Origin of the sequence: Paenibacillus sp. FSL R7-0198 (assembly GCF_038000415.1) — a bacterium.
GTDB lineage: Bacteria > Bacillota > Bacilli > Paenibacillales > Paenibacillaceae > Paenibacillus.
Window position 1 is genome coordinate 4,996,827 of record NZ_JBBOCB010000001.1, and the last position, 24,667, is coordinate 5,021,493.

The 24,667-nt window shown below is 47.7% G+C and carries 17 protein-coding genes; 8 read left to right on the forward strand and 9 right to left on the reverse strand.

The features are described from left to right. Nucleotides 1-59: 59 nt before the first annotated feature. Together MKY87_RS21660 and MKY87_RS21665 are read right to left on the reverse strand one after the other, a co-directional pair. Nucleotides 60-311: an NHLP leader peptide family RiPP precursor gene (locus MKY87_RS21660; protein WP_340966144.1), complete on the reverse strand. Its 252-nt coding sequence runs from the start codon at nucleotides 309-311 to the stop codon at nucleotides 60-62. A 45-nt stretch (nucleotides 312-356) separates the two neighbouring features. Next, entirely contained in the window at nucleotides 357-1,304 is a 948-nt protein-coding gene (locus MKY87_RS21665; protein ID WP_339785842.1) for a hypothetical protein, read from the reverse strand. A gap of 447 nt (nucleotides 1,305-1,751) precedes the next feature. On the opposite strand from MKY87_RS21665, the gene MKY87_RS21670 reads away from it, so the two are divergent. Further along, a complete protein-coding gene (locus MKY87_RS21670) occupies nucleotides 1,752-2,489 on the forward strand; it encodes a hypothetical protein (RefSeq protein ID WP_340966146.1) in 738 nt (245 codons plus the stop codon). 37 nt (nucleotides 2,490-2,526) lie between these two features. On the opposite strand, the gene MKY87_RS21675 is transcribed toward MKY87_RS21670, so the two are convergent. Further along, the gene (locus MKY87_RS21675) at nucleotides 2,527-3,780 is read right to left on the reverse strand and encodes an acyltransferase (protein ID WP_340966147.1); all 1,254 of its coding nucleotides are present in this window, start codon (nucleotides 3,778-3,780) and stop codon (nucleotides 2,527-2,529) included. Nucleotides 3,781-3,919: 139 nt separating this feature from the next. Next, on the reverse strand, nucleotides 3,920-4,915 hold the full coding sequence (locus MKY87_RS21680; protein ID WP_340966149.1) for an LCP family protein: 996 nt from the start codon (nucleotides 4,913-4,915) through the stop codon (nucleotides 3,920-3,922). 184 nt (nucleotides 4,916-5,099) lie between these two features. On the opposite strand from MKY87_RS21680, the gene MKY87_RS21685 reads away from it, so the two are divergent. From MKY87_RS21685 to MKY87_RS21705, 5 genes are all read left to right on the forward strand, one after another. Beyond that, nucleotides 5,100-5,651, forward strand: a complete 552-nt coding sequence (locus tag MKY87_RS21685) for an undecaprenyl-diphosphatase (protein WP_340909682.1) — start codon at nucleotides 5,100-5,102, stop codon at nucleotides 5,649-5,651. 206 nt (nucleotides 5,652-5,857) lie between these two features. Then, nucleotides 5,858-7,597, forward strand: a complete 1,740-nt coding sequence (locus MKY87_RS21690; protein ID WP_340966151.1) for a methyl-accepting chemotaxis protein — start codon at nucleotides 5,858-5,860, stop codon at nucleotides 7,595-7,597. Nucleotides 7,598-7,941: 344 nt separating this feature from the next. Further along, nucleotides 7,942-10,935, forward strand: a complete 2,994-nt coding sequence (locus tag MKY87_RS21695) for a glycoside hydrolase family 9 protein (protein WP_340967519.1) — start codon at nucleotides 7,942-7,944, stop codon at nucleotides 10,933-10,935. Nucleotides 10,936-11,020: 85 nt separating this feature from the next. Continuing rightward, nucleotides 11,021-14,296, forward strand: a complete 3,276-nt coding sequence (locus MKY87_RS21700; RefSeq protein WP_338591712.1) for a glycoside hydrolase family 48 protein — start codon at nucleotides 11,021-11,023, stop codon at nucleotides 14,294-14,296. Nucleotides 14,297-14,823: 527 nt separating this feature from the next. After that, nucleotides 14,824-15,618 (forward strand): C40 family peptidase, encoded by a 795-nt coding sequence (locus tag MKY87_RS21705; RefSeq protein ID WP_074093837.1) that lies wholly within the window; start codon nucleotides 14,824-14,826, stop codon nucleotides 15,616-15,618. A gap of 120 nt (nucleotides 15,619-15,738) precedes the next feature. Here the strand turns inward: MKY87_RS21705 and MKY87_RS21710 are convergent, their stop codons facing one another. Beyond that, complete coding sequence (locus MKY87_RS21710) at nucleotides 15,739-16,644, reverse strand: ArsR/SmtB family transcription factor (RefSeq protein WP_047844139.1); 906 nt, start codon at nucleotides 16,642-16,644, stop codon at nucleotides 15,739-15,741. A 182-nt stretch (nucleotides 16,645-16,826) separates the two neighbouring features. On the opposite strand from MKY87_RS21710, the gene arfA reads away from it, so the two are divergent. Then, nucleotides 16,827-18,332, forward strand: coding sequence for an arabinosylfuranosidase ArfA (arfA, locus tag MKY87_RS21715; protein ID WP_340966152.1), 1,506 nt, complete (start codon nucleotides 16,827-16,829; stop codon nucleotides 18,330-18,332). A 524-nt stretch (nucleotides 18,333-18,856) separates the two neighbouring features. Here arfA and MKY87_RS21720 read toward each other — a convergent pair. After that, on the reverse strand, nucleotides 18,857-19,609 hold the full coding sequence (locus tag MKY87_RS21720) for an MBL fold metallo-hydrolase (protein ID WP_340966153.1): 753 nt from the start codon (nucleotides 19,607-19,609) through the stop codon (nucleotides 18,857-18,859). 131 nt (nucleotides 19,610-19,740) lie between these two features. Here MKY87_RS21720 and MKY87_RS21725 point away from each other — a divergent pair, with 131 nt between their 5' ends. Beyond that, nucleotides 19,741-20,172, forward strand: a complete 432-nt coding sequence (locus tag MKY87_RS21725) for an Lrp/AsnC family transcriptional regulator (RefSeq protein ID WP_340966155.1) — start codon at nucleotides 19,741-19,743, stop codon at nucleotides 20,170-20,172. A 34-nt stretch (nucleotides 20,173-20,206) separates the two neighbouring features. On the opposite strand, the gene MKY87_RS21730 is transcribed toward MKY87_RS21725, so the two are convergent. The 3 genes from MKY87_RS21730 to MKY87_RS21740 all read right to left on the reverse strand — a co-directional run bounded on the left by MKY87_RS21730 (nucleotide 20,207) and on the right by MKY87_RS21740 (nucleotide 24,364). After that, nucleotides 20,207-20,707, reverse strand: coding sequence for a hypothetical protein (locus tag MKY87_RS21730; RefSeq protein WP_340966156.1), 501 nt, complete (start codon nucleotides 20,705-20,707; stop codon nucleotides 20,207-20,209). Nucleotides 20,708-20,811: 104 nt separating this feature from the next. Further along, nucleotides 20,812-22,629, reverse strand: coding sequence for an ABC transporter ATP-binding protein (locus MKY87_RS21735; protein WP_340966157.1), 1,818 nt, complete (start codon nucleotides 22,627-22,629; stop codon nucleotides 20,812-20,814). Then, nucleotides 22,622-24,364 (reverse strand): ABC transporter ATP-binding protein, encoded by a 1,743-nt coding sequence (locus tag MKY87_RS21740; protein WP_340966158.1) that lies wholly within the window; start codon nucleotides 24,362-24,364, stop codon nucleotides 22,622-22,624. The genes MKY87_RS21735 and MKY87_RS21740 overlap by 8 nt, the downstream gene beginning before the upstream one ends. Between the last annotated feature and the right edge of the window lie 303 nt (nucleotides 24,365-24,667).

Here is a 24,667-nt window from a genome sequence, read left to right on the forward strand (position 1 = left end):
ATACAGCGGCTTTTTTGTTCCTACCCCTAATTTCTTACATTACCAATAACTCACCCGGTTTAACTTCTCCAAGGTCCGCAATTCACATCATAATTTACTTTGGAAGGATTTGGAGGTATGACAAGAACATAGTCATTCTGCTGCTCCTCAACGGTACGCACCTGAATGTGTTCCGGGATTATGATACCGAAAGCTTCACGAAGCGCCTGCTTCGGATTGGAGTGCAATTGTTGTCTGAAGTGCTCGTCAGTCCAAGCCTTTTCAATAATATCCTCATGCAACGTTTTCTCTGATACCATCATCGTCAACATTCCCTTCATATTTAAAATTAAACTGAATCAGCTTCATCCTTATGTTCAGAATCCCAACTGTTGCTCGCTAATCCAGTGATGAAACCCGCCATGGAGGAGCCGTTTCTTCCGTTGTGTAATGTCCTGAACAGCTTGTACTAAAGTGCTGCATAAATTAGAATTAAACGCCTCAAGATGCGATGTTCCTAAGTTAGACGATGTTAGTGTACGATTATAGTGATAAGCAATGTCTACGTAAGAGTTCATGAGTTGTGTATTGTATACATTGTCATGTATACGTTCGCTTAGAGGATAAACTGGATAGTTGTGATTCAGTGCTGCGGATATGTGGGAGAGGTAGCTGTTGTAGTTTGCATGCACAGCATCTTGTTGCGTGTCTGTGAAGTCATCGGTCATTTGAAGTGTCATGAGTGTAATGTTGATAGCAGAACACACCGGGATGATCCGGTCGGACTGATTCAGCAGAAGCAGTGCACCAGTAGCTCCAATGAGCAGAGGGGCAGCCTTTTGCGCAATCAACAAGGGATTCTGTTGGAAATAATCAATGGAGTGCTCACCCGTAACACTCACGGCCCAATCCACTACATATTGTCTGAAATAGACCCAGAACGTGGAGGAAAGATTGAATAATACCGAGTAAGATTGAAGTGCATCCATGTAATATAGATTACCCAGGGATAACTTCAATGTGGCATTCTCCGGTTGTTCATCCATCACGTCGTCCTGATTCAGAAAATATAACATATGGATGAGGCAGGCTGTACTTAATTGGTGTGCTTTCTCTGGGGGTAGTTTATCTGAGTGTTGCATCCAAAGTGGAATGATGTACCCGATGTAGCTGTGCCCCGAATCTCGTAACAGCGGATTAACCGAACGAAGCTGCTCTAATGCATGTCCTGACAAGGGTTCGGGATATTTCCGTACGAGTTCTTCCGCTGAAGCAAACACGACCTCCAGATCGGATCTAAACGGATCTAACCAATCTTTCCGCATTATTACATATCGTCCTTCCTGCGATAAGGTAATCCAGGACTGTTAAACTATATTAGTTGAAATAATCATTTACACGATAACGGAGAGGACAGAAAAAACCTGAAAAAGCGAAGCGTTCGCCTAAAAGCTTTCTGAAAGAAAGCTACTTCGGAAGCATATGCTATCCCCGTATTTTCCCTTGAAAAAAGGGAATCAAAAAAATCTGGGGATAACAGCGATTGGAAGGTTGTTCTGTCAGCGTAGTGTCAGTGTAAATAATATGTAGTTCAACTGATATAGATCATGAAGTTACACTTAGTATAGCGGAAATAAACTGAAAAAAATAGGATTTTTTGTGATCAATTGTGAGAAAAATGATGACTTTTTGTATTTTATGGCATAAAAAAGTGGATTTTAGGCTCAAACTAGGAAGGCACAGGATTTCGACATCGGAAAGGCGGCAGAAAAATGAAATTAAAATGGAAAACATGGATGGCAGCCGGATTGGCAGCCGTAGTCATAACAGCAGCAACAGGACATGTAGCATTCGCTGATTCAACGGTTCGGGTTGAGGAACATGAAGATGCGTCAAAAGCTTCTTCCTCTGCTAAACCAGCGAAGCCGTGCATGCAGGCAGGACACGGTCTGTTCATGATTGGTGAGACGGCAGACTTGCTTGGCATTGGACTTCGGGATCTGAAAGAACAGATGGAACTTGGCAAGACGTTGTCCCAGATTGCGAAAGAGCGTAAAGGACTTAGTGAGGAGCAGTTATTGCAGAAGTTGAAGCCTACACTGGCACAGCGTCTGGATCAAGCTGTAGACGAAGGTTGTCTCACCAAGGAACAAGCTGCAGCCACGAAGGCGGACATGGATACCAAGTTGAAAAAGGTCATCAATACTCCGCTTCGTGATTTGCGGCGCGAGTTTGCCCACCATGGCAAACGTTCCATGGTAGATAAGGGCGAAATTGCCCGGTTTATTGGAGTCACCCCTGCTCAACTTCACGAGCAGCTTCAGGGAGGGAAATCTCTGGCTGAGATTGCTCAGGCAAAAGGCATTAGTGAAACGCAGCTGGTGGACAAGCTGAAGGAACAATTAACGGGTGATCTGAAGAGATTTGTGAATCAGAAGGGCAACGTGCATCCAGCCCCGGGTCCCCAGGAACCTGTTCCTGGACGATCAACTTCGAGTGAAGTGAAATAAAGAAGAGCGTCTCCGTGAGGGGACGCTCTTCTTTATTTTAAAACGGCTCACTCGTTCCCGGACTGCGAGTTGGGCCGGGTGACGGAGTTCGCTCAGGTGAATTTTTTTTGCCCACAGCAGCTGATGGATTGGGGGTTAAACGTGGTTTGCGCATTAACCCTACGGTGAAACGTGAGCCAGGAAGCTTGGACAGCGCCCAACTGATTGCAAGAGCGATAACAACCGTTACAAGGAACGATAGCAACGTTACAGGCAGATGCCATCCACTGAGTTGAAGCGGTCTGGTTACATAAGCGATCGCATAGATCACCAGTGCATGAACCAGATATCCACCAAATGAATAGCGGCCAATCCAGGATAACAGGCGCTGAAACCGTGTATCTTTGCCTCGCATCAGTACAAGGAAACCATACATCATAAACATCTGAGCCATAATGATCAGGAATGTGGTTGGTTTCAGATAGGTGGAGATATTCAGATTAACAACATCCCCGGACCCACGCAGCACATCGTAACCAAGCCATATATACATCCCTATAAACAGACAGATCGTCCATGGCAGCACCTTGGTGGTCCAACTCCTCCAGCTATCCACTGACCAGGCACATACGGCACCCAGTAAAAAGTAGAACCAGTACATCACCCATGAATAGGAGCGATATTGCAGCAACGTTGACCAAGGCTCGGACATGGATTCTGTCCAGCCCCCCATATTATAGTAGGACCATTGCATAAGCAGAGCATATAGTGCTGCTGCAAAGAGAATTAGCCCCATCATGACTTGCATGGGCGTGAAACGCTTGGCGTTCTGGATACGTCTCTGAATGGCTTTCGCTCCCGCCAGGAACAGGGGGAACAGAATATAGAACTGAAACACCATAATGACAAACCAGAGATGGTATCCTGTCTGCGGGACAAACAGTTCACGAATCAGACTGCGAAAATCCGGTATACCTGTAAGCCAGAACGCGGGGGTGAAGATACGGACAGAAAGCCAGTAGATCAGTGTCCATACGACAAACGGCATATAGATATCGCCAAATCGCTTTCGAATGAAGCGAGGATAATCCGGTTTAGTGTTACGGTGATGGTAAAACAACATTACACCTGATAGAAATACAAACGTTGGCGTACCAAATCGGGTCAGATGATAAATCATGGTCAGCATAATGGAATCCGGTTGTTCAATATCGGCGCGATAGATATACTCAGCGATACTATGCTGCATGACAATCGCCAGAAAGGCAATGCCCCGCAGTTCGGTCCATTCCGCTATTCGTGGTTTTTTCACATTGTAATCCTCCCTCCAGGAACCGGAGTTCATCATATAAGGGTACCCGTTAAACATTAAGGCTGCATTAAATGGAGAAAATAGGTACAAAAAAAGACGACTTTGGCCGTCTTTTTTGTTGATATATTTCATGCTTGTTTTAGTTCTGTTCCTCTGATGATGGAGTCTCTGAGGACGCGGCATCTTCTTCAAACAGTTTCTGAATGTAGGACTGGAGTTTGGTTACATCAACACCCAGTACCTGAGCTGAGCCGACCAGTTCATTGGTGAGTAGTTTGTTCGGTGGAATCTGCTGCTGAACGATATCGTTCACATGGATATCGAAGCCAAGTGATGCGAGTTTTAACATCTGGGTTGGACTAAGGTCTGTCTCAATGTATGGAGCGATGGCTTCCAGGATATCCGGGATTTTGAAGAGCGACGTGGTACTCTGCATTTTCTTGGCCAGCTCGGTCATGAAGATCCGCTGCCGTTCGGTACGGGTGAAATCCGATGTGGCATCATGCCGGAACCGAACATATTGCAGGGCGGTCTTGCCGTCCATATGCTGCAATCCTTTTTTTAAGTCAATGTCGTACATATGTTTATCTGCTTTACTGGTGTAATACATGTCTTTCTCCACGTCGATCTCAATACCGCCTACCGCATCAACAAGTGCCATGAAACCTGTAAAGTCTGTGTAGACATAATGCTGAATGGGAATACCGAGCAGATCACTGACGGTTTGTTTGGTCAGCTCCGCACCCCCGTAGGAAAAGGCTGCATTAAGTCTGCTTTTGCCATGCCCTGGAATGGCTACATAGGTATCTCGCAGTACGGAGAATAGATGGGCTTTCTTGGTGACGGGATCAATGGAAGCGACCATGACCGAGTCCGAGCGTCCTGCATCGTCACCTCTTGAGTCTCCACCAAGGAGCAGAATGTTCACCCGTTCCTGACCCTCCCATCTGGGAATCGTTGTCGTTGGTGTGTCTGAATCGCTGTCTGTGCCGGAAGAGGACGAGTTGGATGAAGTCCCGGAAGCCGTGGAGATGCTATTGGCAAAATGAACAATCGAATATCCGTAATATACAACGACACCTGTAATCGCAAGTGCCAGGGTCAGGGCTGTACCCCATAACCATTTTTTAAGCATAATCTTCACCTTTCTATGATTGAACTGATATGTAACCCAAACTAGTTTAACAAAAAGAAAGTAAAATGTCCTCTTTGATTTCGTAACTTCGGTCAATGTGAGGATTATTTGACAAATAGTTAGTGTATATTTATTATGTAAAAACTAATCTTGTTTTGTGTAATGGGGGTATTAAAAGCCAGTTATGAATCAATCACTATTTAATTGGATTAATCAGTATGCAGACCAAATACCGTTTCTGGACTGGTTTATGATCACATCATCCGAGTATGCGGTTTGGGTCATGATCGCACTGCTCGTTATCGTATGGTTTCTCGGCGATCCGTCGAAACAACGAATTGTTTTTTATGCCTGTGTGGCTTCCATTGTAGCGCTAGTTCTGGCCAAATGGGGGATATCACCAGCAGTAGGTCATCCAAGACCTTTTGTAGAAGGGACTGTGCATCAGCTGGTTGCCCATGTACCTGATCCTTCTTTTCCAAGTAAACATGCTTCCTTCGTATTTGCTCTCGCGGCTGCTTCATTCTTCATTGGACGTCGCTTCGGGTTATGGATGCTATTACTCGCTGTGTTGACAGGGGTGTCTCGTGTATATGTTGGTGTGCATTATCCAGGAGATATTCTGGGAGGATTCATTCTCGGAAGTCTGCTTAGTGTGGTTTTGATTACAACCCGCAATTATACCAAGTCGATTCCCGACTTTTTCATTAACATACACCGACGTGTTTTTCGTTAACGTCTGAACGTAATATGGAGCGAAATCGTAATAGTTTTGTTCAATAAAGAAGTCTCTTATCTCTGGTTCTGCCAAAGATGGGAGACTTTTTTTGTGTTATGTTCGAAGTTACATGAAATTTATAGAAATTGAATTCTAACATCTACAATTCACGACGATAGGTGACGATATATTATAAATATGTATTATTTTGAGGAGTGGGACACATGGAAGACACGCGGGGGAATAAGTTGGGGATATTGAAGTTAACGATTCGAGGCAAGTTACTGACTGGTTTTTTAATCGTCGTGGCTCTGCTGGTTGTTGTAAGCGTTTATGCGTTAATACAGATCCATAATATGTCTGGAAAAGCCAATGATGTGGATCAGACCTGGATGCCGAGTGTAAGCCTGCTGGGTATGATGAACGGCGATGTTTCGGATGTAGAGCGTTTGGCGCTTGCAGTCATCGTTGAACAGAACGAAGACGAATCGGTTAAGCTGAATGAAGCGTTGCAGCTACTTCTCAACAAGATTGAAGATGAACGAGCACAACTGCAAACGTACATTGGAAGTAATGAAGAAGCACTTAAGCTGTATAATGAGGATTTCAGTACGAATTATGAAGCCTATCTCGCAAAAATGCCTGCATTCATCGAATTGGGTCTGAAAAACGATTATGCGGGAGCAAGCAGACTTCATACCGAGGCTTATCCAATGTGGTATACAGCAAACGACACCCTTGCCAAGTTAATTACCTTGGGCAATGAAGGATCGGATGCAGCAACGAATGATTCTGTCGAGTTGGCTGAGAATACATTTAATGTGATTTTGGCAGTGACGATTTTTGCATTCCTGGCAGCTGTATTTATTGCCTTCTTCATTGCAAGCATCATCTCACGTCCAATCAAAAAGATGAATGAAGCAGCCATGGCCATTGCCAACGGTGATCTGACGGGTGAGACGATTGTACTTAAGAACAAGGATGAATTGGGAACGCTGGCAGCTTCCTTTAATACCATGAGTGGCAATTTGCGCTCCATGATTGAATCGGTATCGATGACTTCTGAACAGGTAGCTGCTTCATCGGAAGAACTTCTTGCAAGTGCCGAGCAGAATACCCAAGCTTCGGAACAGATCTCCCAAACGGTCGAGGAATTGGCTGTAGGTACGTCTGATCAAGTTGATATTGTGAAGCGTTCTTCACAGGCGATGAATGAGATGGCACTCGGGTCGGAGCAGATTGCTGAGCTTGCCCAAAGTGTGTCCGTATCTGCTGTGGATGCGGCGAATCAATCTTCCGAAGGAAACATGATTATTCAACAAGCGGTTGAACAGATGGGTTCTGTTCGAAATTCCATTGCTTCGCTTACAGAATTGGTTACAGGGCTGGGGGAACGTTCAGCAGAGATTGGTACCATTACCGAGGTAATCAACAACATTGCCCGGCAGACCAATCTGCTTGCACTGAATGCAGCCATTGAAGCCGCACGAGCAGGAGAGCATGGACGTGGTTTCGCTGTAGTTGCGGGAGAAGTACGTAAGTTGGCTGAGGAATCTTCTACATCTGCGCAAAGAATTACAGATCTCGTTCAATTGATTCAGAAAGATACGGATCATGCTGTTCAGGCAGTCAAAGTAAACAGCAGCGAGACAGAAGCAGGAATCGAGATGGTTACTGCCGCAGGACAAGCGTTCGAGCAGATCTCGGATGCCGTCAACAAAGTAGCGGGTGAAATCCAGGAAGTATCTGCAGGTTCAGAGGAAATGTCGGCGAGTACAACTGAGGTTGTAGGATATGTAAGTCAGATCTCCAACATTGCTGGAGAGGCAGCGGGCGGGGTTCATAATGTATCTGCCGCAACTCAACAGCAGTTGGCTTCCATGGAAGAGATCGCATCATCCGCAGGTTCATTATCCAAAATGGCCGAAGAACTGCAGGAGCAAATTAACAAGTTCAAAGTGTAACCAAAGAAAGAGATGTTCTGATACCTAAGGTGTACAGATACATACAGACGAGATGGTCAGAGTGCCATTTGATCTGTGGTGTTGATCAAAGCAAGGGCGAGAAGCTGTTTCTCTAACGCGCATATGCGTCAGAGAAACAGCTTTTTTTGTCGCTTGACGAAGAGGAGGTCACAACAATGTTATTTTAGAAGTCACCAACGCTTATATAGCAAGTTAAACAAACGACTATAATGGTAATTAATGGTGGAAGTTACACTGAAATACACCATGGGGAGGAGCGATATAAACTCGTAGTCCAGAGTAATGCATACGGAACATTATGAAGAGGAGATGAATAGTTGAACATGAAAGGGAGCTGGTGGAGACGAGTCGCCATGATCGCGTTATCGGCAGGACTACTGGCAGGGAGTTTATCGATGGGCACAGGCATTCGTAAGGCGGATGCGGCCGCCGGAAATCAAAACTATGCTGAAGCACTGCAAAAGGCCATTTACTTCTATGAAGCACAGCGTTCGGGCCCATTGCCGGCGAGTAATCGGGTCGAATGGCGTGGTAATTCAGGCATGCAGGATGGAGCTGATGTAGGCGTTGATCTGACCGGAGGATGGTATGATGCCGGAGATCACGTGAAGTTTGGTTTTCCGATGGCTGCTTCCGCAACGATGCTCGCCTGGTCTGTCGTGGAATACAGCGACGGATATGAACAGGCCGGACAACTGGAGGAGATCAAGGATAATATCCGATGGGCGACCGACTATTTTATGAAAGCGCATACGAAACCAAATGAATTATGGGGACAAGTGGGGGCAGGCAATACCGACCATGCCTGGTGGGGTCCCGCAGAAGTCATGCAGATGAGTCGTCCCTCGTTCAAGATCGATGCTTCCTGCCCGGGCAGTGATCTGGCGGCAGAAACGGCTGCAGCGCTGGCAGCGTCATCGATTGTATTTGCAGATGATGATCCGGCATATTCGGCCAGACTGCTCCAACATGCGAAAGAGCTGTATAACTTCGCAGATACATATCGGGGGAAATACACCGATTGTATCACTGATGCTGCAGCGTTTTATAACTCGTGGTCAGGATACGAAGACGAATTGGCATGGGGTGGCGCATGGCTTTATTTAGCTACTAATGATAGCGCTTACTTGTCCAAGGCCATTGCGGCTTCGGATCGGTGGTCTGCCAGCGGTGGTTCTGCAAACTGGCCCTATACGTGGACACAGGGCTGGGATAACAAAAATTATGGTGCCCAGATTCTGCTTGCCCGAATTACGTCCAGTTTGAACATGCCGGAGGCGACGAGATTTATTCAGTCGACTGAGCGCAATCTGGATTATTGGACGGTTGGAGTCAATGGGACACGAGTCAAGTATACGCCAGGGGGTCTGGCGTGGCTGGATCAGTGGGGCTCGCTCCGATATGCAGCGAATGCATCCTTTATTTCTTTTGTATACTCCGACTGGGTCAGTGATCCTGTGAAAAAGTCAAGATATCAGGATTTTGCTGTCTCACAGATGAATTATATTCTGGGCGATAATCCACGTCAGAGCAGTTATGTGGTCGGATATGGGCAAAATGCACCTCAACATCCGCATCATCGGACCGCTCACGGTTCATGGCTGAATAACGAAGATATCCCGGCTAACCATCGCCACATTCTGTATGGTGCCATGGTCGGTGGCCCGGATGCATCGGATGGATATACCGATGATATCGGGGATTACGTGAGTAATGAGGTCGCAACCGATTACAATGCTGGTTTTACCGGCGCACTGGCAAAGATGAATCTGCTGTTTGGTCAGAATCATCAGCCCCTTGCCAACTTCCCTGCACCTGAGGTGAAGGGGGATGAGTTCTTTGTGGAGGCTGCCATCAAATCATCCGGTGCCAATTATACGGAAATCAGAGCACAGCTGAATAATCGTTCCGCTTGGCCTGCCCGAATGGGAGATCAACTTTCTTTTAAGTATTTCCTGGATTTGAGTGAAGTGTATGCTGCTGGACGTACTGTATCGGACGTTCAAGTGACAACCTCCTACACGGAGGGGGCGACGATATCCCAACCAATTGTGGTGAATGCAGCCCAGCATATCTATGCCATTACGGCGAACTTCGGTAATACCAAGATCTATCCAGGTGGGGAAGGAAATTATCGTAAAGAAGTACAGTTCCGCATTACAGGCCCACAGGGTGCATGGAATGCAAGTAATGATCATTCGTTCCAGACGCTGACCACAGGCACTCCTGTGAAGAGCATATACCTTCCAGTCTATGATGCAGGGGTGAAGGTGTATGGACAGGAGCCTGGTGTTACACCAGTCACGGTTCCAGGCGCACCTGCTGGCGTGCAGGCTGTGGCGGGAAGTAGTCAGGTTAACCTGACTTGGGCCGCTGTATCCGGGGCTGAATCGTATACGGTGAAGCGCTCCGAGGTGAGTGGAGGACCATATACAACTGTTGCGACAGGGGTTAATGGATTGACCTACACAAACACGGGGCTGACCAACGGGACGGCTTATTATTATGTAGTGACTGCTGTGAATTCAGCAGGGGAATCATCGGGTTCTGTACAGGTGTCGGCTACCCCGCAAGTAGCTTCGACGGTGCCGGGAGCACTGACTTTAAGTGGGACAGCTGGCAATGCGCAGTCGGTCCTGACCTGGACAGCAGCCTCGGCCGCTACTAGCTATAAGGTACAACGTTCGGTGGCAGGCGGGACATATGCAGATGTGGCAACCGGTTTGTCCGTGTTGACTTACACCGATACAACAACGCTGAATGGTACCACGTACAATTACCGGATTGCAGCTGTGAATGCGAACGGACAGACACTGTCCAATGTCTTGGCACTGACACCTACTTCACCTCCGGTGACGACCGGTACACTCGAAGTGCAGTACCGCAGCGGAGGTTCCGGGAATTCAAGTAATGCGGTGACTCCGCAGTTCAACGTGAAGAATACCGGAACACAAGCGATTGATCTCAGTACCGTAAAGATCCGATATTATTTCACCAAGGATGGTGCGGATCAAATGACTTTCTGGTGTGATTATGCCGAAATGGGCACGGCCAATGTTGAAGGTACATTTGTCGTAGTGAATCCGGCGAAGGGTACCGCAGATACGTATCTGGAGATTAGCTTCAAGTCGGGAGCAGGCAGTTTGGCCGCTGGAGCAGAGACCGGCGTGATTCAGGCACGCTTTTCCAAAAATAACTGGAGCAATTTCGATCAAAGTAATGATTATTCCTATGATGCTTCCAAGACGGCTTTTGCCGCATGGAACAAGGTAACTGGGTATCAGGGAAACACCAAAGTATGGGGCTTGGAGCCGTAACTGACTGAATGTCAGAAGAAGATCAGCATGGGCAGACCAACAGCGTTTATATTCAATTTCCACTATTCCAGGGAGGTATATACTAATGTTGAAATCAGCTGCGAAAAAAAGTTTAACAGCCATGCTGGCGGGAACCGTCATGTTGACCGGATACACCGGACTCTGGGCAGGGCCGCAAACAGCACATGCCGCAGATCAGGCCATCGAGATTCAGGCAGACAGCATTAATGAAGCCCGGTTTTTGCAATTGTATGATCAGTTGAAAGATCCGGCGAACGGATATTTTTCTCCAGAGGGTCTACCGTATCATTCCATTGAGACCCTGCTCAGTGAGGCACCGGATTATGGTCATATGACAACGTCAGAGGCATACAGTTACTGGCTGTGGTTGGAAACCATGTATGGCCACTACACGGGAGACTGGTCCCAACTGGAAGCAGCTTGGGACAGTATGGAGAAATACATTATCCCGGTCAACGAAGGTGACGGCAAGGAAGAGCAGCCTACGATGAGCTCATACAACCCAAACAGCCCTGCTACGTATGCAGCGGAAAAACCTTTTCCTGATCAATATCCATCGCAACTTAATGGTCAATATGCAGCGGGTAAAGACCCGATTGATGCCGAACTTAAGGCGACCTATGGTGACAATCAGACCTATCTCATGCACTGGCTGGTCGATGTGGATAACTGGTATGGATATGGCAACCTGTTGAATCCATCACATACGGCTACCTATGTGAATACGTTCCAACGTGGGGAGCAGGAGTCTGTGTGGGAAGCCATTCCGCATCCATCCCAGGATGATAAATCTTTTGGTAAGGCAAACGAAGGCTTCATGAGCTTGTTCACAAAGGAAAATCAGGTACCGTCAGCGCAATGGCGTTACACAAACGCAACGGATGCCGATGCACGTGCTGTACAGGTGCTGTATTGGGCGAAGGAGATGGGATACAACAATCCGGAATATCTGGATAAAGCGAAGAAGATGGGGGACTATCTGCGCTATGGCATGTATGATAAATACTTCCAAAAAATTGGAAGTGCAAAGAGCGGTACACCAACTCCGGGTACCGGCAAGGATTCCAACATGTATCTCATGGCATGGTATACGTCTTGGGGAGGTGGCTTGGGTCAAGGTGGGGATTGGGCTTGGCGCATTGGAGCGAGCCATACCCATCAGGCTTATCAAAACCCGGTTGCAGCCTATGCCTTGTCTGATCCGGCTGGCGGCTTGATTCCGGAATCAGCAACAGCGAAGGCAGATTGGAATGCTACGCTGAAACGTCAGTTGGAATTCTACACTTGGCTACAATCCCATGAAGGAGCTATCGGCGGGGGAGCAACGAACAGTCTGGATGGTTCATACAAAGCCTATCCGGCAGGCGTAAGTACATTCTATGACATGGCCTATCAAGAAGCACCAGTGTATCGTGACCCGGATTCCAACACCTGGTTTGGATTCCAGGCATGGCCGCTGGAGCGTGTAGCCGAGATGTACTATATTCTTGCGGAGAGCGGTGATTTGACCTCTGAGAACTTCCAGATGGCCAAAAAAGTAATCACGAAGTGGATCGACTGGAGTAAGGATTATGTATTTGTAGGTGAGCGTCCGGTGACGGATGCGCAAGGTTATTATCTGAATGCGGCTGGACAGCGCATTGTGGGTGGAACCAATGTTCAGGTAGCAACAACGCCGGCTCCGGGAGAGTTCTGGATTCCGGGTGGTCAGGAATGGCAGGGTCAACCGGACAAGTGGAACGGATTCAGTTCGTTTACGGAAAATCCGAACTTCCGTGTAACGACCAAAGATCCAGTGCAGGACACAGGAGTTCTGGGAAGTTACGTTAAAGCTCTGACCTTCTTCGCAGCGGGAACACAGGCAGAGAACGGCACACTTAGCGCGGAAGGCCAAGAAGCCAAGGATTTGGCCGAGGCTCTGCTGGATACAGCTTGGGATTACAATGATGGTGTGGGGATCGTTACGGAAGAAGAGCGTAAAGACTACTTCCGCTTCTTTGCCAAAGAGATCTATATCCCGGCGAACTGGTCAGGAACCTTTGGTCAAGGCAACACGATTCCAGGTACAGCAGGTGTACCTTCCGATCCGGCGAAAGGCGGCAATGGCGTATACATTGGATACTCCGATCTGCGTCCGGCCATCAAGCAAGATCCGGCATGGGCTTACCTGGATAACCTGTATAAAACGTCGTATAACCCGACCACGAAGCAGTGGGAAAACGGTGCACCTACCTTTACGTATCACCGGTTCTGGTCACAGGTGGATATGGCTACAGCGTACGGCGAGTATGATCGTCTCCTCGGAGATTCTGATAGTCCGGAAGTGGAAGTACCCGCTGCTCCTGCTGGCGTAACAGCAACTGGAGGAAGCGAGCAAGTGGTACTGAATTGGAACGCAGCTGCTGGTGCAGCCTCGTATACTGTGAAACGTGCAACAGTGAACGGTGGTCCTTATACGCCTGTAGCGACAGGAGTCACAGGATCGACATTCACAGACACGGGTTTGACCAACGGCACAACGTATTATTATGTCATCACTGCGGTGAATGCCGTAGGTGAGTCCGCACCGTCGACACAGGCATCTGCAACACCATTGGCAGGTGTCGTAGTGCCAGGTGTATTCAACCTTACTGGAACGGCTGGCAATGCCCAGGCGGTACTGACATGGACAGCATCAACTGGTGCAGCAAGTTATAAGGTGCAACGTTCGGTAGGCACCGGAGCATATGCTGATCTGGCAACTGGTTTGACTGCACTGACGTATACCGATGCTACAGCGGTGAATGGTACGGCTTATAATTACAGAGTCGTAGCCATGAATACGAGTGGTCAGACGAATTCGAATGTATTGGTGTTGACCCCATTAGCACCTCCAGTCACAACGGGAACGCTTGAAGTACAATACCGTAATGGTAGTTCAGGAACTTCGGGCAATGCGATTACTCCACAGTTCAATGTGAAGAATACAGGAACAACTGCTGTCGACTTGAGCAAAGTGAAGGTCCGGTATTATTTCACGAAGGATAGTGCCGCTGATCTGAGTTTCTGGTGTGATTATGCACAGGTTGGCAGTGGTAATGTGGAAGGGCATTTTGTTTCGATAGATCCGGCCAAGGGCACGGCAGATACGTATCTGGAGATTGGATTCAAAGCGGGTGCAGGCAGTTTGGCCGCGGGTGCCGAGACTGGAGTCATCCAGGGACGTTTCTCGAAAAATAACTGGACGAATTTTGATCAAACGAATGATTATTCCTTTGATTCCACTCAAACGGCCTTCAGTGCCTGGACAAAAGTGACAGCTTATCAGGATGGCGCCAAGGTATGGGGAATTGAACCTTAAATGAGTTGATCGACTAGCTGTAGAGTGATGTTACTCATCATACAGGTTAAGCCGGGGAGAGATCCCTGGCTTTTCTTTTTTTATGGAAAAGCAAAAATGAAATACGAAATAATCAAACGGACACTGCTGATAAATCGATCCGTATTGAGGCTGGAGGCAAAAATGTGAATTCGGGCAACGGTAATCGGCAAATGAATCATAGTAATGTTTACCATATTTGCGATTTTAAACATTAAAATCTAGGTCATATGGCATATGCCCTGAATGAGAAACGACCTAGCTCTTGTATCGCGGAAAAATCAAGCCTATCAAATAGTTACAATAATTTAACCTTTCAAAAAGAAGGGATCAGCAGTGAATTTTTCCAGCAGATCATGGACAGAACCTGATACTTAGTGCTCAAATGTGCCTATATCAATACAGGACTTTCGACTGATGAACGTTATGGATAGCCCGTTTACAATGGGGCAAGCCCGGGAGAACCAAGCCAGGTTAAAATTCTGTAACATCAGGGGGAACTCGACATCATGAACTGGAAGAAAACGATTATTACGGCAAGTGTCACAGCAACGATGCTGATGGGAAGTCTGACGACAGGAGCACTAACGGCACAGGTATCGGCAGCTGCTGTTGACAATTCACAAGTAAAAGTAATTTGGGGCGTAAACCTACGCACAACACCTTCTTCTTCTGCGAAGATTGTTCGCTTGGTTGCTAAAGGGGAAACGGTAACGGTGCTTCAGCAATCCGGTTCGGATTGGTATAAGATTAAGGATTCTGCTAACCGGACAGGCTACATATCTTCTTCATCCAAATACACACAAGCGATTAGTGGCGGCACAAGCGGATCGGGTTCGAATAGTGGTACATCGGTGACCGGCAATGCATCTGTAGAAAAAGTGATTGCAGCGGGAATGAAATACTTGGGAACACCTTATGAGTTCGGAGCCAGTCGTAACAGCACAGCGACTTTTGACTGTTCCAGCTTTGTACGTCAGGCTTTCATCGATGCGCTGGGCATCAAGCTTCCAGCGGATTCCCGCAAACAGGGAGCTTATGTAAAAGCCAAGGGTACAGTTCAGACCAACTGGAAAAACCTGAAACGCGGAGATCTGATGTATTTCATGTCGTATAAAGGCAGCTCTGCATCATCGTATTCCGGCGTGAATAAATCTACCGCAACAATTACTCACACAGGGATTTACCTGGGCGACGGAAAAGTATTACACACCTATTCTAACGCTGGCGGTGGTGTAACAACTAGTGATATCTCCGGCAAACACTGGGAGTACCGCTTCCTGTTTGGTGGTAGTGCGCTGTAGGTTAGAACAAGAACCTTCTTAAATAATCCACGCATGTTCGTATGCATACAAAACACCTTCCATTCTGCCTTTGACAGGCGAGTGGGAGGTGTTTTTGTGTTATTTATTATTTTGAAAAACTCAATCGTGATAGTACAGTCGGAACAGGATGTCCTGGTTGTAGTTACCGAATCCCTCGCCATATAAGGTAAGCCCGCCCACATGTTGAGCATCTTCCTCCACCGAAAGACGAAGAGTCCATTGGTTGCGTTCAACCGGGATATCTGCGAGTGTAATGTCGGATAGATGTTGTCCATCAATAAACGTACCCTCATTGGTAATTCGGAGTACCTTGAGCATGCCGTATTGATTGACACTGTCACTCCACCATTCCGGGGTGAACATGCCACGTCCGTTGCCTGAATCCCCAGGGCTTGTCCATTCCCCTAATCGGATGCCATTCAGCATGAATGTAATATCCGAGGGCCAATTCGGATTAACCGAAGGGGCTTCTGACCCGATCTCGAGGGACAATTCAATGGCATTGATCTGCTGTCCGGATAAGATATAGTTTGGAATTTTGTACTCCACAAATCCACGACCAAACCACAGAATATGCGCATGCATCCGCTCGGGGTCGAGAAAATAACGAGGATCATCATACTGTCCGATAACATGATTGGACGTAGCCAGACCACATGTCGGGTAGACGTCAAAGTGAGTGTAGTGTCCCACAGGTACAGAAACTTCGTGCAGCTTGCGCGCTGTCCCGCTTTCCTGCGGCATGGAGATGCCAATCCAGTCTACAGCAAGACTGTTCATTTTATGTGTGCCGCCGTCTTTGCGTATCATTTTGGACTGAATAATGCCCACATCCTGAAGTTTGCGGACATGCATGGTCACGATAGCACTACTTAGACCCAGTGAAGCAGCAAGGTCTTTCACATTCATCGGAGTCTCTGCAACAAGGCGGATGATCTGTAGACGGACTTCACTGGCAAGTGCTTCATATAGGGGGAGCCATTCGGCATCGGTATTTGCTCTGATCACAGTTGTTCCTCCATTTTTTCTGTATAGAATTAAGTTAAACATAAATTCAGTAAAAAGAATAACATTTTGCAAAATTCAGGTTGAAATTAAGGCTATAATCGATTTTAATATAAATATGAACGTTGATCCATAGAATATCAATTAATTTTTATATTAATCTTAAGGAGTTGAAATTCATTATGGAAAAAGCAAAAATGACGGTAGATAAAGATTTTACTATTGGTGTAGTGGATAAGCGCTTGTACGGATCATTTATTGAGCATCTGGGACGTGCAGTCTATGACGGGATTTACGAGCCGGGGCATCCATCAGCGAACGAACAGGGTTTCCGCACGGATGTGCTGGAGATGGTCAAGGAGTTGAATGTACCGATTGTACGTTATCCTGGAGGTAATTTTGTATCCGGTTACAATTGGGAAGATTCGGTTGGACCTGTGTCAGAACGCAAACGCAGACTGGAACTGGCCTGGAGAACGATTGAGACCAATGAATTTGGCTTCAACGAATTCGTGGACTGGGCGAAACAGGCTAATTCTGAAGTCATGATGGCTGTTAATCTGGGAACACGGGGCGCCGATGCAGCACGTAACATTGTAGAGTACAGCAACCATCCAGAAGGTTCGTATTATAGTGATCTTCGCATCAAGCATGGATATAAGCAGCCCCATGCGATCAAAACATGGTGTCTGGGTAACGAGATGGATGGTCCTTGGCAAATCGGTCACAAAACGGCAGAAGAGTATGGACGTGCAGCCGTTGAAGCGGCAAAAGTCATGAAGTGGACGGACCCGACGATTGAACTGGTAGCCTGCGGAAGTTCAAACCTGAATATGCCATCATTCCCGGAATGGGAAGCAACGGTGCTGGATCATACGTATGATCACGTGGAGTATCTGTCCTTGCATCAATACTACGGTAATCAAGAGCAAGATACGCCAACGTTCCTGGCACGATCGCTTGAAATGGATCGTTTTATCGATACCGTGAAGGCGACTTGTGATTATATCAAAGCGAAGAAGCGCAGCAAAAAGACGATGTATCTGTCCTTTGATGAGTGGAATGTATGGTATCACTCCAATGAAAATGATTCGAAGATGGACCCTTGGCAGATTGCCCCACCACAGCTGGAGGATATCTATAACCACGAGGATGCACTGCTTGTTGGTTGTATGTTGATCAGTATGCTCAAACATGCGGATCGGGTTAAAATGGCATGTTTGGCACAACTCGTTAACGTGATTGCACCGATCATGACAGATACGGGCGGTGGTTCATGGAGACAGACGATCTTCTATCCATTTATGCATACGTCTCTCTTCGGGCGCGGAACAGCATTGGTGCCATTGATTCAGTCTCCAAAATACGATACAAAACAAATCACAGATGTTCCTTATCTGGAAGCTATTGCGGTTCATAACGAAGAGCAGGGTGAAGTGACTGTATTCGCAGTCAACCGTCATCTGGAAGAATCCCTTCCTCTCGAGGTGGACCTGCGCAGCTTCGGGAAGTGTACCGTGATCGAGCATATCGTGCTGGAAAGTGATGATCTCAAAGCATCGAATACGGCGGCGCAACCAAACCGTGTTGCTCCTCATAATCGTGGGGGTGCAGTTGTATCTGAGACCCTGATTACGGCGAGCTTGGCGAAAGCATCATGGAACGTGATTCGTTTGAAAGTTCAGTAGGGGATTAGCGTAAGCGTAAAGGGATAGGACACGTGAGGGCGCAATTGCAGGAATGATGCCCAAGAGGGAAGCCAGCGGCTCAGAGGATCAGCGTGTTCCTTGAAGCCAAAAAAAGCTGGGTGCGAGTTCATCGCATCCAGCTTTTTTCGTTATATTTTATAGGGAAAGGGAAGACATGGGAGACATGAGTAATGAAGTGGCAGACAAGGTAACATATAAGTTAGGTAATGGTGTGTGTTGAAAATGAAGTGCACAGTCCTGTCATACGCGCTAACGAACCTAGGACACCTTATTGTGCCGATTATCGTTATAGTAGAAATTTAACGAATCGGAGACACGTTATCCTGGCAAAAAGATGGATAAATCTCGGGAAAAGCAAGCCCAGAGCGGAAATAACGTGTCTAGGATTCGTTAGAATATTAGAGTATCCAAAAACAGACTAATAGCGTGTGCTGAGTTCGTTACAATCCACCCACCTGTGTGAAAAGGTTATTTCTCAGCTTTGATTCAGCGTAGCTTCCGCTTCAAAATTCAAAACTTTCGCCGTCGCGTGGAATGAGCACCTGACTATCCATCTGCTCGGATGCCAGATAAGTGGCGAGATCCGTGCGTGATACCACACAATGGTTAATCGCATCCATGTGCACAGCGATGACATGAGCAGATGGCGCATGGCGCTTCACGGCGGCAACGTCTGGCCCGTCCATTGTAATGGGATTACCCTCCACGAAGCGTGCACCTCCGGCATTCACAACTATGACTTCAGGGGCATATTGGCGGATGGCCTCGGCAGGTTCTTCACACCAGATCGTATCCCCCGCAATATAGGTGACAGGTTCTGCATCTGATTCAAGTACGAAACCGGACACGTCGCCCATACGTTCACCGATTTCACCTGTGCCATGATGCCCGGATGTACGGGCGAATCGGACAGAGTGATGCTCATGTTTTTCATCTACAGCTGTTACATTCGTGAATCCGGCACCCAGGAATACATTCTCGTCCCCAGGCTGGCAGATCAGAGGAATGTCCTTGCGGAGTTGTTTCGCCGCTGCTTCATCCCAGTGGTCCAGATGGGTGTGTGTCACAATCAACAGATCCGGATTCATATAATCCGTTTCGGTTTCAGGCAGAGCCACTCTTGGGTTACGTAACTCATTGGGTGTATTCGGGAATGCAGGCATGACTTCGGCGTCCATCAACATCGGATCAACGAGAATGTTCAGCCCTCCGTATTCCAGCCACAGTGTAGCATTGCGAATCAATTGAATTTTCATTATATTTGCACTCCTTCGAGTTGTTGAATAGTATTACCCTATATGGTATACAACCCGTTTAACGGCGTACATAACATGATGAATGGAATTAGGCCACGCTAATTTCACTGTGAAAGGATTGCTGAAGCAAGATGAATGAAATCATAGATGATACAGATATACGTATTTTGCAGATTCTGATTCAGGATGCCAAACGTTCTCACAAAGAGATCGGTGAAGAGGTTCATCTCACGGGACAGGCCGTTGGTGCAAGAGTGCGCAAGCTGCAAGATCTGGGTGTGATTGAAGGTTATACGGTAAAATGGAACCCGGAACGCCTTGGCCTCGACCTACAAGCATTTGTCACAGTTTTCTTGAACTCCGGCGACAGACATGCTGCCTTTCGTACATTCATTGCTGAACGTGAGGACATCGTTGAAGTCCATCGCGTCAGCGGAGAAGGCTGTTATCTGATGCGGGTGCAGACCAGTACCACAGAGCAACTTGGACAACTGCTGGAAGCATTGCTGCCTTACGGCAATTACAAAGTTAGCCTGTCCATAGGTGTGGAGAAATCACAGTGATGTGTGGGAAACTTGTCCTCATCCATCCCGATACTCAACCATTTTGCCGCTGTTCCTGCAAAGTCTCCTGAAGCAAAGTCACTGCCTGGTTCAGCTCTTTTTTGCTGAGTAGATGATCCGTTTGAATATGAGACCGCGTGCCGTCCTTCAAGTACAGGACAAACATGGGAGAAGTAGACAGAAGCCACTTGCTGCGGGCAGGTGAGGCGAGTTCCACTTTGCGAATCCGGCTCCATGGAATTTTCCGTTTACCCGTGCTCAACGCATCATCATCCCAGGATAACAACACGGCGGGAGTTCTGGTTAGTCGTGACAAGAACATGAAAAATAGCGGTCCGATCAACCACATACCCAGCACGGCTGCGATGGAATAGTATATCGTCTCCAGTCTTTCGGCTTGTCCGTCCACGATGATCCATAATAAGCTCACGCACAAGAGAAGGAACAGGAAGCATAAACTTCCTTTCCACAAAGCTGTGCTGCGTCGGTAACGAATCTGCTGATGGTCACGCTTGGATGTTTCGGGTTGTTGCATAGATGCTCCTCCTAATGAACAATGCTGAACGATATGCCAAACGTGCCGCCTGCATGAGCAGAGCGGCATGTTCAACGTTCTGTATTTACTATAACTCAGGTTCATTACCCTGATATAGCTGAATTTTTACCTGCATCACGCGCATGGGTGTACAAGTCTGCATATACGCCTTTGGCTGCGATTAGTTCCTGGTGCGGGCCTTCCTCCACAATCTCACCATTCTCCATCACCAGAATTCGATCGGCATGCATCACCGTGGACAGACGATGGGCAATGACAATGGTGGTGCGTCCCTGGGATACCGATTCCAGCGCCTGCTGCACAAGCTGTTCCGTGTGTGAGTCCAGATTGGCGGTTGCCTCATCCAGGATGAGCACTCGGGGCTGGAACACCACGATCCGGGCAAATGAAATCAACTGCCGCTCCCCGGCGGAAAGCCCGCTTCCGCGTTCGGACAGATGTGTATCATATCCTTGTGACAAACGTGAAATCATGGCATGTGCTCCGACAAAACGGCAGGCTTCAATCGCTTGCTCTCGCGTAATATCCTCACGAAACATTCTCACATTATCAATAATGGAACCGGAGAACAGGAATGGTTCCTGTTGAATCAGCCCCACAATTCGATGAAGTTTGGCCTGCGGCAGATGCCTAATATCGGTACCATCAATTTCGATACTGCCCTCGTCTACATCATAGAAGCGATTGAGCAGGGAGATCAGGGTGCTTTTGCCAGCACCTGTTGTGCCCACGATACCTACCATTTCACCCGGATAGAGGTGCAGGTTCATATGCTGGATCAGGGGCCGATCTGTCCGATAACCAAAAGACACATCATTAAAATCAATCTGGCCCATCACGTTCCGAGGCTCCAGCGAAGAGGCCTGCGTAGGCTCAGGATCGGCAACTTCAGGCCGTGTATTCAGAATGTTCCAAATGCGATCCATCGATACAGTCGTGGACTGGAATGTATTCCATTGCATCGTAATCTGGTTAATCGGTTGAAAGAACTGGCGGATATAGCTGATAAACGCATACAATACCCCGACTTGCAGGGACCCACCCAGAACGGCGCGACCTCCAAGCCAGACCATCATGACCAGTGCCGCATTGCCAAGGATATCAAACGTCCGGTTGAAGATGACATTGGAGCGGGCTTGAGCAATGTTGGCTTTCAGATGGAGCGCATTTTGTTCCGAGAAACGTTTCTTCTGTTCTTCTTCCTGGTGAAAGGCCTGAATCAGGAACATGCCGGACAGGTTCTCCGCCGTAAATGCGATCAAACGGGAAAGACGGGTACGGGCATTCTGATAAGCTTTCCGCAGTCGACTACGGAATAATACCGCAACCACTGCAATGACAGGCAGGACGATCAGGGAGTAACTCGCCAGCACAGGATCAAGTTGGAACATAAAGACGATAATGAGCACCAGCATCATACCATCTCGAATCAGACTGAGCAGTACTTGGGTGAAAAAGCTGCTGATGGTCTCCGTATCACTGGATACGTTCGTAACCAGACTCCCGATATGAAAACGGTCAAAGAAGGACATGGACATTTTGGAGATATGTTTGAACAGGTCCTTTCGGATCCGGGATACAATGTTCTGTCCCACATGCTGCAACAGATTATTCTGGACATAGGTAAAAATAAAACTGATGACAGCCAGCCCGAGAAAGATGGCTGCAAGCTGAACGAGAAAGCCCACACTGGTCTGGCCGATGGCCAGATGATCATCGATGGCGATCTTCACCAGATAGGGTTGCAGCAGATCTGCCGATATGCCAAGCAGTGAGCAGAGGAAGATACCGGCGAAGGCCCATTTATGCGGTTTGGCATATGCCATCATCGCTTTAAACGAAGTTCGTTTACTCTGATCTTCTTCTGCATCTGGTCGAAGTTCAGCGTTAGCGTCAGACATGATGTAATCCCTCCTCCTGCAAACGGTAGGTGGCCGCATATAACCCCTTGGCAGCCATCAACTGAGCATGTGTTCCCTGCTCGGCGACTCGCCCTTCATCCAGAACGATTATATCGTCCGCATGCCGGACTGCGCTGATGCGATGAGAGATGATCAATGTGGTCTTGCCCTTGCCGATTTCGCGCAAACTGCGCAGAATACCACTCTCTGTCACGGCATCAACCGCGCTCATGCTGTCATCCAGAATTAGTAACTGTGCTTGCTTGATCAGTCCTCTTGCAAGGCTGGTTCGCTGACGTTGTCCACCAGACAGGGTGAGTCCACGTTCGCCAAGACGTGTATCGAAGCGATCGGGAAAACGGACAATATTGTCATAGATCATGGCTTGCCGTGCACTATGTTCCACAGTATCCAGTGATACTTCCCGGTCGCTGAATGCGATGTTATCCCGGATGGTGGTACTAAACAGGAATCCATCCTGAGGGACATAGGCGATGCGTGATCTCAGACTTTCCAGCGACAGCTGCCGAATATCGGTACCATTGATGCGAATCGTTCCTTCAGGTGGTTCATATGTACGCAGCAATAACTTAACGAGGGTACTTTTACCTGAGCCGGTCTTGCCTACAATACCTACCGTTCGCCCGGCACGAATATGGAGTTGAATGTTTTTGAGAGCAGGAGATGAACTGCCAGGATAGGAGAAGGTTAGATTCTCCATGGTGATATCTTGTACGGTATGGAGCGCTGTGGCTTCGGGAAGTTCACGCACATCCGCTACTTCGCTGAGCAGGTCATTCACCCGCTCCAGGGATGCGCCTGAGCGCTGAACGGTATTGATGACATTGCCGATCTGTTGAAGTGGCCCCATGATAATGCGCAGATATAAGGTTAAGGCGACAAAACTCCCGAGTGTAATAGAATTCTGCATGGTCATAATACCACCTACAAGCAGAGAAACAACCAATGAGATGGCTCCCAGCAGTGGTAGCAAAGCCTGAAACAACGAAGACAGACGAACCAGTCGAAGCTGTTTGCTCTTGATTGCATCGACGGTAGTTCCAAAACGTGCACGAGCACTGTCTTCGATGGCAAACGTCTTGGTTACGCGAATGCCACCCAGCTGCTCTTCTGCGGATTCCGTCATGGTTGCAAGGGCTTCCTGTACGTCACGAGAGCGCTTGCGAATCCGCGGACCGAAAAATACGACCAGAAATGGAATCGCCAGCAAAGGTACAACGCTGATTAGAATGAGTGTCAACGGAATCCCGCTAAGCAGCATCATGACAATGCAGGACAACAGCAGGAAGGTGGCATTGGTCATGAGCGTCACGCCATTGGATATCGCTTCACGTACGGAAGTAACATCGTTCATGACATAACTGAGCAGTTTTCCGTTTCCTTGTTTGGAGAAATAATGTTCGCTAAGTTCGGAAAACTTACTGAATATACGCTCACGCGTCATGAATTCGAAGCGTCGACCAAGCTTCATAATCATGAACTGTCCGGTACCGAACAGCACATTGTACCCGATAGCAATAGCCAAAAGAGACAGGCTGTACCTTACGATTGTCTGCATCTGAAGCGTGTTCTGCATCAATTGATCCGTGAAACTGCCGAGTATGCGGGGCAGGGATGCTTGCCCGACATTGGAGGCAATAATCAGAAGAACAGCAACCAGATAGACAGGCCAGTTCGATACAACATAACCGCGAAGTAATCCTTTCTTGGACATAAGCATTGTTCTCCTTTTGTTATAGGTGAAGTCAGTTCAGCGGGTGGAGTCAAGAAAAGGGCCGACACCTGTTATTAGCGCGTCGTGCCCTCTTACTGTATGCGATCCGGTTCGCTGTTTATCCGTCATCCGATGGATTTCTCTATTCTTATTTTTGCGCTAATCCGATGGGATGTCAACGAAGCCAGTTAGCAAAAAGCAGGTAATCGGATTATCGGCGTCGGAGAAGAGTTCTATGCAGTGTTCCCGTGTTGTATTCACCAGATGTCGAAATTACTGAAACATTTTCTAGGGGTACCCCGT